Genomic DNA, 15,062 nt, shown 5'->3' with positions numbered 1-15,062 from the left:
AAGTGTAGGCGTACTAATTTTTTATCTTCAAAAAAAATAACTTTTTTTTATGGCAAAGCGAAAAATGAGCAGTGCAGCCCGAAGCGCAGCAGCAAGTCGAATGAAGAAGGTGAATAAAATCGCCGACCAACTGCAAAAAGACGACAAAAGCCTAAGCCGCTCACAGGCACTCAAAAAGGCTTTTAAGAAAATGTAGTTTTTCTTTTTAATTTTTTTCTAACTTTTTACTTTTTTTTATGGCAGCAAAAAAAAGAACTTCGAAAAGCGCACCCAAGCGCAATTACAAGCTAAGTGCGCAGGCGAAAAAGAATTTAGTTGAAAAAATGAAAATTATCAACAAATCCGCTGAAACGCTTCAAAAGAATAACGGTTACGAACTTCGAAACGTAACCACTTTTGAGCGTAAGACCGAAAAAAAAATGATGCCCAAACTAAGCCGCAAAGAGGCTTTGAAACGCGCTCATAAACTCTACAAAGGCTAACAATTTAGACCCATGAACGAAGCGATTAAAAACATTCCCTACATCAATGCGCCCGCTGAAAGTTGGGTGCTTTGGCATAAAGCCCTCAAAAAAAGGTACGGCAAGCAGGAAGCAAATCGCTTGTTTTTGGCGGCTTACAAAAAGCGCGTTACGGCTACGATGCCTAATTTTTTGGACTTGCAAGCCTACATGAAAAAGCAAGGTATCAAGTTGGAAGGGAATTGGGTGCAAGAGTTGGAGGGGTCTTTTTCCGACGGCTTTGCAGGGCTTGAAACCGCTTTGGGTGTGGCAGGAGGTTTTGCCGTTCTGATAGTGCTTTTGATTTTAGGGCTTGCGACTTTTGTAGTAGTTTCAATCGTTAATCAACCTGAAAAAGCCGCTAAATTAGCAGCCCTCGCCCGTCCCATCTAATTTTTTTTGCTATGAAAAAGGACACTCAATTTTATATGATGCTTTTGGCAGTAATGCTCTTAGTGCTTACTGTGGCTTTTTTGGTCTATAATAAGAACGAAAAAGAAAAAGAGAAAGAAAAGCTATTGAGCCAAATCAATCAGGGAATCGGCGAAAATGCCAATGATATCGAAGTAGGATTGAGCGAAGTTACGCCCGATTTCTACCCCAATGTTTTGGCAGATGCGAACAGACTTTGGAACGCGAAAGGCTTTTGGAATGACGACGAATACGAGGTCTTCGATGTTTTGCAGGGCAAAAGCAAAAAGCAATTATCAGCCCTAAGCCAAACTTTGCAAGCGAATAGGGGCGTAACTTTAAATGCCTTCCTCGAAGACATCTTTGGAGATTGGGGCGACGCAGACTATTTGCAACGCGCGAAAAATATTATCAATTCAGCCCGCTAATTTTTCTTTTGTATGAATAAGAAACAAAAACAACTTATCATTGTATTTATCGCTGTTGCGGTTATGCTTACGGCTCTTTACTTTGTGTTCATTAAAAATGACGAGGAGGAAGAGGATAGCTCGAAAACTTGGCAGATTCCTATCAACCCGAACAGCACAGGGAGCGGCTCAAATGCCAACACAGGGAGCAGCAGTAGCACAGCAAGCGGCTCGAATACAACAACGCCCAGCATAGACCCTGCAAGTGGCACGCCCTTTCCTTTGAAAGAAGGCATGCGGGGTTCGTATGTGAAGGCTTTGCAAAAAGGACTAAACGCAGAATTTGCAGCGGGGCTAAATCCCGATGGCATTTTCGGTCCCAAAACAAAAGCAGCCGTAGCAAAGCACCTCGACCCATTGTACCAACTCAAACCCTCGACGGTAGGGGTAGCGTGGTCGGTATTTTTGGCGCGAAAGTACGACAAGTATTTGTAGCACTTTCATTTTTTTAATTTTTTGCTCATACATTTTTCTCTAAAATAATGGAAACAGTACAAAACGGCACAAATCTACTTTCAAACCTACTTGGCGTAGTGGGGCAAGATGGTGTAAAAATGGACTTCAAAGTAGAGTTGGATAACTCCACTTATATCAAATTGGGTGCGACTTTTTTGGTTGTATTCGTTTTAGCCCTGATGATGTGGCTGATGTTCAAAACCGTAACTTCAAAATAAAATGAAATACCCCGTTTCGGGTAGAATTAGCTCCCCCTTCGGTTGGCGTATTCACCCTATCACCAAAGTAAATTCATTTCACAACGGCATCGACATTGCAGCCCCCACAGGCACGCCTATTTACGCGCCTATGGTAGGCACAGTCGAGCGCGTATTTTGGTCGGATTTGGGCGGAAATTCGGTCATCATCAAACATGACGACGGCACGCATACCACAGGCTACGCGCACCTCGACCAAACTTTTGTGAAAATGGGCGACAAAGTAAAGTACGGCGACGTTATCGGGACCGTGGGGAATACAGGACGCTCCACGGGTCCGCACTTGCATTTGACTTTAAGAGTAAATGGAACAATCGTCGACCCTGCCCTACATTTCCCTTTGCAATCGAAACCGAATGATTTTTGGGGCATTTTAGGAAAATGGGGCAAGTTTTTGAGTTTGTCGGTGTTTTTTATTGCCCTTTATTTTTTAATCACGCACATCGAAAAGCTATGAACGATTTAGACACACTTTTCAAAGGGCTAATTATTTTTCAATCGTTAGGCGGCGTTGGGCTTGTGCAGTGGGCTTTTAGGCTATACATGTCGGTTCGTGATAATCGAAATGAAATATCTTACCTCAAAATCGCCAATAGCTCAATGAAAGAGCGCATTTCGCACCTCGAAGAAAAGCGCGAAGAAAAAACAACGTCTTTGGAAAACAGCATTTTAGCCCTAAAAGAGATGGTTTCGGAATTGAAACACGAAATCAAATCTTTACAAGAAAAATTGGCGAAAGACTAAAATTTTTATATTTTTTTCAACTTTTTATTTTCTTTTATGGAGATGCAAGAAAAAGAAGCCTACGGAATCGAAAACACAAAAAAAATTGTGGCTTTTGTAGGTGATTTAGCGGACGCGACAGCCGAAATTTTGGCAGACGGCAAAGTAACAAGGGGTGAGGTGCTACTCAAAGGCGTGCCTTTGGCACTTCGAAGCCTTTCAGTATTTACGACCATTCAGGACGTTCCAAAAGAACTGAACGATTTGAGTGATGCCGAGCGCGTCGAACTTCGAAAGGCAGTAGCCGAATATTTCAATTTGCCGAATGAAAACGCCGAAAAAATAGGCGAACAGACAATTTTTGTATTTTTACAAATCGTGGGCTTGGGCAAACTAATTGCCGAAGCGCGAAAGAAAACCGTTTAGGTGGTGTATTTTTGCTTATAGATTCAAAAAAGAAGGCTGCCTTTGGTGGTCTTTTTTTTTGCCTTTTCTTACACTAAAATTAAGGATTGCATCTTGTAAAGCTCTTTGCTGATACCCATTCCGCAGCGAAGTATAAATAGCTTATTTTTAGGCACTTAGCTTTTTTTGTTCCCTTTTGTAAAAATTGAAAAATAAGGGAAAACTTACATTTGAAAAAGGGGTAAATCTATCTTAAATCATCTCTTTTAATATTCTCTCTTTTAAAACTTGGGCGTAATGCTCACCCGTAACGCGCGTATCGCTATGCCCTAACATCTTGGCTAAAACTTCAAAGGAAACGCCCTTTTTGGCGAGCATGGCGTTGGCGAAGGTCTTTCGCCCGACGTGTGTAGTCAGGGGCTTGTCGATTTTGGCTACCTGTGCGACCTCTTTTAGATAGACATTGTAGTTGCCATTTCCTAAAAGTGGTAGCTTATTTTTGTACTTTTCTAATAAGATAAATACTTTTTTTTCTAACAACGGTACAAAAAAAGGCGTGCCAGTCTTTTGCCGTTGCATTTGCAGCCAAAAGACATCGCCCTCTTTTCGCACATCACGCGCAAACTCAAAACGCGCCATGTCTGCAAAAGATAGACCCGTATAGCATTGAAAAAGAAACAAATCCTTAATTTTTTCGAGCCTTTCGTTAGGCATTTGGGTTTGTTCTAATTTACTTAACTCTTTGGCAGTCAGAAAGATAATCGCTTTTCTTTGGCTGCGGACTTTGATGCGAAAGGCTTTTATTTTGCTTTTCGGTATCAATTCCGAAAGCTCGGCTTCTTCAAAGGCTTTTTGCAAAGAGCCTATTTTTTTGCGAATGGTTACAAGGCTATTTCCCTTTTTGCTTAAAAAGACGAAATAACTTTGTACTTCCTGCATACCGAAATTACTTGCTTGCAATGCCATGCAATGGTTTTCATTGCAAAACATTTCAAATTCTTGCAAGTGTAGCCTATATTTTTGCAGGGTTGTGTCGGCTAAGGTTTTATCATCTAATTTTTTTTGGATAAAACCTTTATAGAGTTCAAGGACTGAAATAGGCGGTTTTTCGCCATTTTGGTACAAATCTTTGATTTTTTGGGCTGTAATATCTTCTTTGAGCGATACAAGCCGATTATAGATTTGTAGCAAATCGCTTTTAATGAGCGTGATACGGTCGTTGTATTGTTGGGCGAATTTGCCCACAAAACGCCCTTTTTGCCACTGTTTTGGGCTTTCGAGTTTGATGCCCACAGAAAAAGGCAAACAATAAACACTATTATACAATATCTTGCAATAGATATAGTGTTTATCATTCACCTTTCGTCTGTAAAAACAGATGTTCATAAATCTTACTTTTTTTTTAACATAAATTGAGAGATTAGGGTTTAAATTTGCAGTCCCTAACCTATGATACCTAACTCGAATCGTTGCACCTACTCATGCACCTATTTTGTGGGTATCTTCAAAATGCTAAAAAAAAGGCGTGCCTATGCGAAAAAAGGCACTTTTGGGCTGCCTATTGCTGCCCTTTGTGGAGGTGGTGGGAATCGAACCCACGTCCAAACGCGGTACAAGTGATGCCTTCTACAAGTTTAGTTGTGTTTGAGATTTTCGAGCTTGGGTTCGGTAACAACGAACCAATACCTTCGCCTTATCCTCTAAGGGTTCGCACAAGTATCGAGGCACTACTCGTGTATATTTTCGCAGGGTTTCGACACCCTATGCGCTAAAATTCGGCGAAAAGAGGAATCTTAGCAAGGATGATGGCGTATGCTTAATTCCTGGAATTAGGCAGCCATGGCGTAGTTAGATTCGCCAGATATGGTTTGGAAAGGCTTATTACGGCATCATTTCCATCAGCCGACTTGCTTATGCACCCAAATACTTCACGCTGTCAAAGCCAGTCACCCCCGTTTGAGGTGTGGTATAGAAAGGTTTGCAAAGGTATGAAAAAATAGGTTCATTTTCAAAAAAGAACGCTTGTTTTAACATTTTTTCTTCGCCCTTTTTTCGTGCCTTTCTGTATCCTAAACCGTTTTAGCTTTCGGAAAGTTCCACAAAGGGCATAAATCCCATCACTAAAATATCGTCGGTTTGTTTTTGTTCGCCTTTCCATTGCAGGTGTGTTTCCAAAAGGTGTTGTTTTTGGGCTTCCAAAGGCAGATGGGCGATTTGGGCAAGCATTTCTAAAAATTGCCGCGAGCTAAATTTGCGATTTTGTGCGCCTCCAAATTGGTCTTGGTAGCCGTCGGTGGAGAGGTAGAAAATGTCGTTTTCCGCAATGTTTAGGCTTTGGGTAGAAAAGCGTTTCTCTATTTTGGTATCGCCGCCGATTGAAAAGATGCTGCCCTTCCAACGCTCTACTTGATGTTTTGCCTGCCCTTTGTCCTTTCTAAGGCGAATGAGAGAGGATTTTGCACCTGCAAAAGTCAGGGTATTGTTTTCTATCAAAACTACGGCAGCGTCCATGCCGTCTTGTGCGCTTTGGTGTAGGGTGGCTAAAACCTTTTTGTCTAAATTCTCTAAAATCAGGTGCGGCTGCCAAATGTTGCGTTCCAAAATCAGGCTATTGAGCAGGCTATTTCCGAGCATGGTCATGATGGCACCCGGTACGCCATGCCCTGTGCAGTCGGCAACGACAATGATTTTCCTATTGCCCTCTGCCCAAGCCCAATAGAAATCGCCCGATACGATGTCGCGAGGCTGATACAAGACGAAATGTTGGGGTAAGATGTGCGATAGTGTCGTTTCGTTGGGTAAGATTGCCGCCTGAATCCGCTGTGAGTAGGTAATGCTGGCGGTGATGTCTTTATTTTTTTGCGCTATCAGGTCGTATGCGGCTTTGAGTTCTACATTGCGGAGGCGGAAAATTTCGCTTTCGCGCTGTGCCTTTTCTGTTTCAAATTGGTTTTTGAGATTTTTAAGGAGGGTCTGGTTTTCGTTGCCCAAGGTTTCCTCTTTTACGGATACAAATTGCGCCAAGTAGTGGTAGGCTTGTTCAAAATTGCCCTGCTGTTTGTAAATTTGAGCCAAAATCTGATAGGCGCGAAAAAGTTTGGCGTGCGACTGTATCTCTTTGCAGATATTGACGGCTTCTTCCAAATACTTGATGGCTTCTGTCAGAGCCTGCGTTTGAAAGTTAAGTTCGCCCAGTTCGATGAGCGTCGTTGCCATGCCTGCCAAGTAGCGTTGTTCGCGTCTGATAGTCAGGGCTTTTTCATAGAAAATAAAGGCTTCTTTGGTATTGCCTAAAAGGGCTTGTAGTTTTCCTAAATCGTTGTAGTCGCGCGAAAGGTTGTTGAGGTTGTTTAGTTCGAGGTGAAGGAGCAAAGAGGCTTCGAGCTTGGCTAAGGCTTCGGTGTATTTGCCTTTGAGCATCAAATTGTTCGCCATGCCGTTCATGGCACGCCCCATGCCTGCCTTTTCGTTTAGTTTTTCGAAGATGTCGTAGGCAGTTTTGTAGTATTGGTAGGATTGGGCGTAGTCTTTCAAATCAAAAAAATAACCCCCGATAAGGTAGTTGGAATAGCCTTCAAAGAGGCGTTCAGGGCTTTCCTGCGCCCATTTGAGCGACTGAAAGGCGTATTCAAGCCCTTTGTCGTAATTGCCCATGCCCCAATAGACCGCTCCTTTCCGACCGATAACAGAGGCAATACCTGCCTTGTCTTCTAATTGTAGGAAAATCTTTTCCGCCCCTTCGAGTTTTTCTAAGGCAATTTGTGTTTTTCCTAAGGTATTGGCTACAAAACCCCATTGCTGCCATGCCTCTGCCAAACCGCGCTGATATTGAAGGGCGAGTGCTTCCCTTTCAATTTCCTCACACCAGCGATACGATTCACTTGGGTTGCCCATCACCATATACTCCCATGCCACTTTGAGCTTGGCATCGAGGCGTGCTTCGGGCGTAGGGGCAAGGTCTATTTCGGTAAGTAGTTTTTGAAGTCTTTGGGCTAAAAGGGTCATATAGGTCAGAAAAAAGATGCGATAAAGATAGCAAAAATTGGGCGCATTGTACTTGCTTTATGACAAAATGGCATTTTTTATTATCTTGATGCTTTTGCTGCGATATTTCAACGTGCAACACTTGTCCAAACTTGTCCAAAGTTTTTATTTTTTAATAAAAAATCATATAAAATATATCAAAATTGGAAACCTTTAAAGTGATTTATCGCGATTCTGTCGGTGAAATCTATACAGACCTGCATCTCTACGAGGGACAATTTACGCTTGTGCTTGAAGGTTTTACCTTTGTGGGCGATATGTTAGATGATTTTGGTCTGACCTCAAAATCTTACCTTCCTGCTCTTGGCGATTTGCCGAAACGTTTTAGCCTCTGTGAGCAAGGTTTTCTAACCAACTATGAAATGGCGTTTGTCTTGCCTTTGGAGGTTACGAATCTGGATATGTCGGAAAGGGTAGTGGCAAGTCTTCAAATTGTTATCATCTTGCAAAAAAATCCTGCCAAACAAATGTTAAACTTAACGCTCACCCTTCCCAACGCAAAGGTTCTGTATGAGGGCAAAGGCGACTTCTTTGAAACGGCTTTGCAGCAAATTCAGGAAAAACTTGCTGACGCTTATCGTCTTAAATGCTGTTTTGGTTGTGCTTTTTCGGATTATAGCGTGTATGGACAAGGCTTTTGGGGGACTCTGTTCTGTTATGAACCCATTAGAGAGCAATATGAGCGCGTAAAAAGCAAAGAAGATTTTATGGAAATTATGGAAAAGCATGGCGGTAAGGTAGGCGAAACCCATCTTTGTTCTAAATTTCAGCCTCGTAGTAAAGGCGCAGGATATAGGGGATAGCATAAGTCTAAAAAAGAGCGGTAGGGCAAATAAAGGTAGGACAAAGATGTTTTTTTGTTAAATTTGCGTGTCAGTCTTTTCTTCTCTCCTCGTTTAGGATAAAGCCCGATAGAAGGGCTTATTTTCCACTTTTTATTTTCGCTCCCTTGTCTTCACTGCTTTTCAATGCGCCCTCTGCCCATAAAGAGGAACTCACTTATTTTGCCGACGTATGGCTTCCTGTGCCGCTAAAAGGGACTTTTACCTACCGCCTTCCGCGCCAATGGGAAAAAGACCTTGAAGTGGGCATGCGTGTTTTGGTCAATTTTGGCGGTAGGGGCTTGCTTACAGGAATGGTCAGACGGATTCACCAGACTCCGCCAGAGGTAAGAAGTGTTAAGTACATTTTAGATATTTTAGACAAAAAACCGTATTTAGAAGAAGCTCATCTCGAATTTTGGCAGTGGATAGCCGATTACTACCTTGCGCCGATAGGTGAGGTAATGCAGGCAGCCTTGCCCGCAGGTATGAAATTGAGCAGCCAAAGCAAGGTGCAGCTTCAGCCCGCTTTCGATTTGAGCAATTTAGCACAAGACCCCAGCTATTCGCCTGCCGAAAAAAAGCTACTCTTTGCCTTGCAGGAAGCCCAAACGATGGATTATGAGCAAATTTCAGAACTTTTAGAAACTAAAAATATTCATAGCATACTCAAAAAATTGATAGATAAGTTTGCTATTTTATTATACGAACAAGTCAAAGACAAGTTTTCGCCTAAAATCATCAAAAAGGTACGCCTTTCTAAAAACTACCAAGCGCGTGAAAGGGTACAGGCTTTGCTTTCCGAACTTACCGAAAAGCAGAATAAAATTTTGCTGCGCTATCTTGCCCTTCTACCCATTTTACAAAACCAAAGTCTAAACGAAGAAGGCGTAACCAAAGATTTGCTTCTCACTACGCCCACAGGAGAGAGTCTTTCCAAATCTTCTTACAAGACCCTACAAGAAAAAGGCATTTTTGAAGAATTTAATACAATCGTTTCCAGAATAGACATTGCAGCCCAAGATTTTACCGATACGCTTGAACTAAGTGCTGCCCAAATGCAAGCGGAAAACCAAATTTTAAATCTTTTCGAAAGCAAAACTGCCGTCTTGTTGCATGGCATTACGGGCAGCGGCAAGACCGAAATTTACATCTCTTTGATAAAAAAGACCTTAGAAGCAGGGGGGCAGGTCTTGTTTTTATTGCCTGAAATTGCCCTAACGACGCAAATTGTGGCACGTCTGCGCCGCGTCTTTGGCAAGGCAATGGGCGTGTATCATTCGGGTTTTTCGGATAATGAACGCGCCGAAGTTTGCAAAGGCATTATCGAGGGAACGATAGATTTTGTCGTGGGCGTGCGCTCCTCCATTTTTTTACCCTTCCGCAATCTTAGCCTCTTGATTGTAGATGAGGAACACGATGCTTCCTACAAGCAAAATGACCCTGCACCGCGCTATCAGGCGCGTGATGCCGCCCTTTATTTGGGGCATAAATTAGGCGCAAAGGTGCTTTTGGGGTCGGCTACGCCTTCGATAGAAACCTATTATTTGGCAAAAAATGGCGTTTATGGCTATGTCTATCTCAATCAGCGATATGCCGAGGCTGCCCTGCCCGATATTCAGACCATAGATTTGCGCCCTTTTCGTGAAAAAAATCAGATGAAGGGCGACTTTTCGCCTCCCCTTTTAGAAGCCTTAGCCGCAGCCTTAGAAAAACAACAGCAGGCGATTTTGTTTCAGAATCGTAGGGGGTACGCGCCTTATTTACAGTGCCAAATTTGCCACCATATTCCTGCCTGCGAAAACTGTTCGGTGAGCCTTACCTACCACCAATACAGCCAAGAATTGAGATGCCACTATTGCGGACATCGCGAAAAATCGCATAGCCATTGTAAATCTTGTGGTAGTGAGCGCATCTTTCCTGTCGGTTTTGGTACAGAAAAATTAGAGGACGAACTGCCGCTCTATCTGCCCAGCGCACGAGTCTTGCGCATGGATAGAGATACGACCAAGACACGTGCCGCATACGAGCGTATCATTGAAACCTTCGAAAAGCACCAAGTTGATGTTTTGGTAGGGACACAGATGGTTACCAAAGGGCTTGATTTTGAGCGCGTTAGCTTAGTAGGGGTTTTTGATATGGATAGGCTTTTGCGCTTTCCCGATTTTCGCGCCCAAGAGCGTGCCTTCCAATTGCTTACGCAGGTGAGCGGCAGGGCAGGACGAAAACAAGCCAAAGGTTTGGTTTTGATACAAACCTTAGAACCGCAAAATCCCATTTTACACTTTGTCAAGATGCAGGATTATTCGGCTTTTTTTGAAAAGGAAATCAGAGAGCGACAGCTTTTTGAATATCCGCCCTTTGTGCGCCTTATCGAGCTTACGATTAAGCATATAGATTTGAAAATATCGCAAAAGTTAGCAGAACTTATTTTACAAGAATTGAAATCGCTTTTTGCACAGAGTCAGCCGCAGGCACAATTTTTAGGGGTAAGTACGCCTTTGGTAGATAGGGTTAGAAATTATTATTTGCGCACTATTCTTATCAAAATTCCGCGCAATAGTGGGAATTTGGCGGCTTCAAAAAAGCAAATGTCCCAAATCATAGATACTTTTCTGACAAAAAAAGAATTTCGCACTGCACAGGTGGTGATTGACGTGGATTGTATGTGAGTTTTTTTGTTTGCTTTTACTCCTTCATAAAATTAGCCCAAGCCCAGAAATAAAGAGCGTTTGCCATAAACCAATCAGCTTCGTTGCCTAAATCAGGGCTTTCAAAATAGGAAGGAAACAAAGAAATAACGAGATAGCCTCCCCAAAGCGTATTCTGAAGTTGCCAAAATGTCCATTCGTCTGATAGCGCACTTGAAGCGGTGATGGCATTTCCAGTGGCGGCAGCCCCTATGCCGTAGAAATCTATTCCTGAATCGTAGTCGGCTTGGAAATCAATTTGAGTAGGATATTCTCTAAAAAGTGAGATAAGAAAAAAATCTAATTTATAGTGTTTTTTATATTTTTCCCATGTGGTTTGTGAAAATGTAGGTTCTATTTGGGCAAGGTAGCGGATTGTATAGCCAATGCTACTCCCTCGTGGGTAGGCAGACCAAGGGTAGTTATTGCCTATTTCACTCAATAGAAGTCCTGTTTTAGGGTCTGTGTAATGGGTTTCGATTTTAGTTTTCCATTTGATAACAAGGGGTTTTGAAAATTGTGTGCCGAAACTTTGGTCGGCGTGTGCAAGTGCCGACAAGATAAGTGCGTTGTCGCCCGTCCATCTGTCGGGAGATGCGCCATAAGAAGGGGCATTTAGGCTGCTTTCCTGTGCCATAAGTTCGGCAAGACGTGTGGCAAAGGCAAGGCTCAAAGAGTCGTAGGTTTTGGTTTTGCTATGATGGCGATATGCGATTAGCGTATTTAGGGTTTGCGCTAAATACAAACCTTCGTGGCAGGTTTTAATATCTGCTTGACAAGTATTAATTTTTTTTGATAATAAAATCTCACAAGCATTTTTTAAAAGCAAACCTATCTCTTCCTTTTTTTCGGGGCGAATTTGAGCATACAAAACTAAAGTTTCTGCAAACCAAGCGGTTGCCATCACGCCGCGTTCCCAATCAGTTCCCTTTTCTTGAAAGTAGGAAAAATCGTCTGTGAGCAAAATTTTAGCCTTTTGATAGTAATGGGCTTCATTCTTGCCTCCATAAAAATCGTTTAGAACACTTACCTGCATCAGGAGCAGGGGCAGGCTAAACAAGCCGATACAGATGCCTATTTTGCGAAACGCAAATCGCCACAAGCCATAGCCCATAACAAGCGGTAGGAGTTCTAAAAGAAATAAAAAAAATATTGCCATTTTGTGTTTAATAGAATAAAAGTGGAAAAACAATGATACAAAAAAATTGTCTATCCTATTCAAAACAACCAAAAAAACATGAAAAAAAGATGCACACAGGTTTGTTTATGGCTTACCTTCGCCCTCTTTATTCCTAAATCGCTGCTTTTGGGTCAAAGTTCCTTGCCTACCCAAATTGGGACAATTCCGCTTCCTCAGGGATATGAGCGTGTAAAAAGCGAGCCACAAAGTTTTGGAGCTTTTTTGAGGAGTATTCCGCTTGTGGTGCAAAAAAACGCGCCTATCTACAACTATGACGGCTCTTTAAATGGCTATCAATCAGGGCATTATGCTGTTTTAGATAAGCCCATTGGCAAAAAGGACATCGAGCAGTGCGCCGATATGGTCATGCGCCTATATGCCGAATATCACTATGAAAGTAGGCGTTTTGATAAAATTAAATTTAGGCTTGCTACGGGTCAGATGGCAGATTTTGAAAGCTATGCAGCAGGAAAACGCCCCGTTTTGGCAGGCAATAAGTGGCAATTTGAGCCAAAAGCAAAACCTAATCAGGATAAAAGCACGTTCCAGCAGTATCTAAATTTTGTCTATACCTATGCCAATACTGCCTCTTTGCTTCCCCAACTCAAAAAGGTAGCACTTCAAGACTTGCGTGTCGGTGATATTTTTATCCAAACGGGCGCACCCTTCGGGCATGCCGTTTTGGTGGCGGATATGATTGAAAATCAGGTTACAAAGGAGCGAAAGATTTTGCTCATTCAAGGTTTTATGCCTGCCCAAAGTTTTCATGTCCTGAAAAATTTGTCAGACGGCAGTGCTTGGTATCAGGTCGGGCAGGAGCTAATACTACCGCAGTGGCACTTTAAAGCCGCCGACTTGTATCGCTTTTAGCGTAGGAACTATTGGCAGGCAGCAATAATTTTTTCTGTAACTTTTTTAAAATCCTTATACACCTTTTGGGTTGCCTGAAAATGCGCCCCAATAGCTCCGTCGGCGGGTTTGAGGGAAAAGATAGGTTTTTTAGCCTCCATAGCCATGGGCATCAGGCTATGATAGTGGCGAATCATACCCAAACAGTGAGGGTCTTGTTCTACTTCTAATAAGTCATTATTGGGCTGTCCTAAGATATATTCTTTATAGGTTTGTGGTATCCTATTTGACCAGCGCAAGTAAGCATTGACAGGGCGATTTTCCTTAGCGGTGTGTTGAGTCGTGATATAGCCTACGGCTTGCATTTTGCCTTCGGGTAGCCTAATTTCCTCTGGTTTGGGGTTTCTACCTTTTCTATCTTCCCATTCTGCTCGCCAATTTTTTAGAGTAATGCCTAAGTTTTTGATGCCTTGCAGCGAAAACAAATCCGAACCTACGGGCAAAATAACGTAGTCAGAAGCTATTAAAACGGCGCGATTGATAGCACCCAAATTCGGACCTACATCAATCAATACAAAGTCGGCTTGGGTTACTTTTGTAGCATCTGTCATAATTCTATGAAACAACGAAACTACCTTAAATGAGTAAGGGTCTCTATCCACACAAGCCGCCCAACTACTACTTAACTTATCCTCATAAGCAGAAAGAGCCAAATTACCCAGCAATAAATGGATACTTGTTTCGTACAAGCCTTCCTGTACGGGTTCTACATACACGCCCTTATAGCCTTCACCTTCTATGACAGGGCGCATCAGGTCGGTTATGGTAAGCATCTGATTCGTACCCAAGAAAATTTCCTCTAATCGTTTCTGCTCGAGGAACATAGCCGTAAGATTGGTTTGGGGGTCTAAATCTGCAACAAGGACTTTGTAGCCCAATTCACGCAACATGTAGGCGAGGTGATAGACCATAGTAGTCTTCCCTACGCCGCCCTTGTTATTGAAAAATACTATGCGTTTTGCCATTGGGGATTGATTTGGAGCGTTACGGAAAAGGAACTTGGCGAACTAATATCAAATACTGCTAAGGGCAGCCCGTTATCGGCTAAGAATTTCTGAACAAAAGGAATCCCAAAGTTGAAGCGATTGATGTATTTTAGGTTTTTCATCGCTTCGGCTATAATAGGGTTGCGATAAGCGTTTTGGTTTGGAAAATTTTGCGCATTTACTTCGCCATACAGTCCGCCTGCGTTTCGTATTTCTATGCGGTCTGAAAATTCATAGATGTAAATAGGGGCAGTGCTTTCATAGCTTCTGTGCATAATTGCATTCATCACTAATTCACGCAACACCTGATAAGGATAATTAGCCAAAATGGTGTCTTGAAAAGAGTCTTGCCTGCGGATAGGTCTGGATACAACAATTTGGTTTTTCACCAAGCCGTCGATTTCTTTCAAAACATCAAATAAAGACCCTTTGAAGGCTTTTTCTGCCAATACCTGCTCTAAATCCCGTTCTTTACCCGCCACTTTCACATATTGAATATAAGCACCTGAAAAGAAGTAAATGGGATTGAGTCCAAACAACAAGATGGCAACATTCGTGGGTTTGTCGTGTTTCAAATCATACAAGCGCAAAGATGCTAATTGCTGTTTGAAGTCGCGGTGGTTTTCTATTAGTATCGTGTTGTCAATCGCTAAGGGAAAGTAGGAGAGTTTAATCAAATCTAAGGCTAAATCGTCTAAGTGTGCCTCCCAGCAGGGCAGGGCATCAAAGGTACGCGCTGTGGCGGTGCGTTTTTCTATGAGTCGTCGCTCTTCGGTTTCGTTCGCGACGGCTTTGCTCGCCCCTACCCTAATCCAAGGCTTGCCCTTGTAAAGCGTGGGGGGGTGAAAGGCAGGTAGCACTTCTACCACAAGCACTTGTCCTTGTGGAAAGTCAAAAACTGCCATGCTTAGGGCTGGTTGTGGCAAAATTTGTCCGTTGTTTCTAATAGAAGCCACATCTTTTTGAAGCTCGTCTGTGATTTTCAAGCCCGACAAAGTGCCATCTTTCTTCACACCGATAAATAAGTAGCCTGCCTTTTTGTGGTCGGGATAGTCATTAGAAAAGGCACAAATTGCCTCACTAAACTTTTCTATCGCTTTGGTAGATTCTGTAAATTCTATTCGGTCTATCTCAGCATCAGGATTATTGAGCAAATACTTTACTTCTTCGGCAGTCAGCATGATTTAAAAAATTGAAGTCTTCAAAGATTTTT

17 protein-coding genes and 1 other RNA gene are annotated in these 15,062 nt (G+C 42.5%); 12 read left to right on the top strand and 6 right to left on the bottom strand.

Annotation, left to right across the window (positions count from 1 at the left end):
* Positions 1-49 precede the first annotated feature (49 nt).
* Genes G500_RS25710 through G500_RS0110200 form a run of 9 tightly spaced genes read left to right on the top strand, consistent with a single transcriptional unit; the run spans position 50 to position 3,240 of the window.
* The gene (locus G500_RS25710; RefSeq protein ID WP_154657074.1) at positions 50-196 is read left to right on the top strand and encodes a hypothetical protein; all 147 of its coding nucleotides are present in this window, start codon (positions 50-52) and stop codon (positions 194-196) included.
* Between the two features lie 40 nt (positions 197-236).
* Complete coding sequence (locus G500_RS0110235; RefSeq protein ID WP_027002488.1) at positions 237-482, top strand: hypothetical protein; 246 nt, start codon at positions 237-239, stop codon at positions 480-482.
* A gap of 12 nt (positions 483-494) precedes the next feature.
* Positions 495-893, top strand: coding sequence for a hypothetical protein (locus G500_RS0110230; protein ID WP_027002487.1), 399 nt, complete (start codon positions 495-497; stop codon positions 891-893).
* 11 nt (positions 894-904) lie between these two features.
* Entirely contained in the window at positions 905-1,339 is a 435-nt protein-coding gene (locus tag G500_RS0110225; RefSeq protein WP_035756928.1) for a hypothetical protein, read from the top strand.
* Between the two features lie 12 nt (positions 1,340-1,351).
* On the top strand, positions 1,352-1,813 hold the full coding sequence (locus tag G500_RS0110220; protein ID WP_027002485.1) for a peptidoglycan-binding domain-containing protein: 462 nt from the start codon (positions 1,352-1,354) through the stop codon (positions 1,811-1,813).
* A gap of 47 nt (positions 1,814-1,860) precedes the next feature.
* Positions 1,861-2,052: a hypothetical protein gene (locus G500_RS0110215; RefSeq protein WP_027002484.1), complete on the top strand. Its 192-nt coding sequence runs from the start codon at positions 1,861-1,863 to the stop codon at positions 2,050-2,052.
* Between the two features lies 1 nt (position 2,053).
* Entirely contained in the window at positions 2,054-2,548 is a 495-nt protein-coding gene (locus G500_RS23170) for a M23 family metallopeptidase (protein WP_051203436.1), read from the top strand.
* Positions 2,545-2,835, top strand: a complete 291-nt coding sequence (locus tag G500_RS0110205) for a hypothetical protein (RefSeq protein ID WP_027002483.1) — start codon at positions 2,545-2,547, stop codon at positions 2,833-2,835. The genes G500_RS23170 and G500_RS0110205 overlap by 4 nt, the downstream gene beginning before the upstream one ends.
* Positions 2,836-2,871: 36 nt before the next feature.
* Positions 2,872-3,240, top strand: a complete 369-nt coding sequence (locus G500_RS0110200) for a hypothetical protein (RefSeq protein WP_027002482.1) — start codon at positions 2,872-2,874, stop codon at positions 3,238-3,240.
* 231 nt (positions 3,241-3,471) lie between these two features.
* Here the strand turns inward: G500_RS0110200 and G500_RS25055 are convergent, their stop codons facing one another.
* From G500_RS25055 to G500_RS0110180, 3 genes are all read right to left on the bottom strand, one after another.
* On the bottom strand, positions 3,472-4,605 hold the full coding sequence (locus G500_RS25055; RefSeq protein ID WP_051203435.1) for a site-specific integrase: 1,134 nt from the start codon (positions 4,603-4,605) through the stop codon (positions 3,472-3,474).
* A 185-nt stretch (positions 4,606-4,790) separates the two neighbouring features.
* Positions 4,791-5,173: a transfer-messenger RNA gene (gene ssrA, locus G500_RS25515) on the bottom strand.
* A gap of 125 nt (positions 5,174-5,298) precedes the next feature.
* Complete coding sequence (locus G500_RS0110180) at positions 5,299-7,224, bottom strand: tetratricopeptide repeat protein (RefSeq protein WP_027002481.1); 1,926 nt, start codon at positions 7,222-7,224, stop codon at positions 5,299-5,301.
* A 182-nt stretch (positions 7,225-7,406) separates the two neighbouring features.
* Between G500_RS0110180 and G500_RS0110170 the strand changes: the two genes are divergently transcribed.
* Positions 7,407-8,066 (top strand): DUF6304 family protein, encoded by a 660-nt coding sequence (locus G500_RS0110170; protein WP_027002480.1) that lies wholly within the window; start codon positions 7,407-7,409, stop codon positions 8,064-8,066.
* Between the two features lie 146 nt (positions 8,067-8,212).
* The gene (gene priA, locus G500_RS0110165; RefSeq protein WP_035756924.1) at positions 8,213-10,756 is read left to right on the top strand and encodes a replication restart helicase PriA; all 2,544 of its coding nucleotides are present in this window, start codon (positions 8,213-8,215) and stop codon (positions 10,754-10,756) included.
* Positions 10,757-10,772: 16 nt separating this feature from the next.
* On the opposite strand, the gene G500_RS0110160 is transcribed toward priA, so the two are convergent.
* Positions 10,773-11,933, bottom strand: coding sequence for a hypothetical protein (locus tag G500_RS0110160; protein WP_027002478.1), 1,161 nt, complete (start codon positions 11,931-11,933; stop codon positions 10,773-10,775).
* 78 nt (positions 11,934-12,011) lie between these two features.
* On the opposite strand from G500_RS0110160, the gene G500_RS0110155 reads away from it, so the two are divergent.
* Positions 12,012-12,824 carry a DUF4846 domain-containing protein gene (locus G500_RS0110155; RefSeq protein WP_051203432.1) on the top strand — a complete coding sequence of 271 codons (813 nt, stop codon included), beginning with the start codon at positions 12,012-12,014 and terminating at the stop codon, positions 12,822-12,824.
* An 8-nt stretch (positions 12,825-12,832) separates the two neighbouring features.
* On the opposite strand, the gene G500_RS0110150 is transcribed toward G500_RS0110155, so the two are convergent.
* Together G500_RS0110150 and G500_RS0110145 are read right to left on the bottom strand one after the other, a co-directional pair.
* A complete protein-coding gene (locus G500_RS0110150) occupies positions 12,833-13,828 on the bottom strand; it encodes a ParA family protein (RefSeq protein ID WP_027002476.1) in 996 nt (331 codons plus the stop codon).
* A complete protein-coding gene (locus G500_RS0110145) occupies positions 13,813-15,030 on the bottom strand; it encodes an RNA-binding domain-containing protein (protein ID WP_027002475.1) in 1,218 nt (405 codons plus the stop codon). The genes G500_RS0110150 and G500_RS0110145 overlap by 16 nt, the downstream gene beginning before the upstream one ends.
* Positions 15,031-15,062 lie beyond the last annotated feature (32 nt).

It is taken from the genome of Hugenholtzia roseola DSM 9546 (assembly GCF_000422585.1).
In the GTDB taxonomy this organism is placed as follows: Bacteria; Bacteroidota; Bacteroidia; order Cytophagales; family Bernardetiaceae; genus Hugenholtzia; species Hugenholtzia roseola.
Note: the sequence above shows the minus strand (reverse complement) of the source record. Positions and strands in the feature narration are given on the sequence as shown.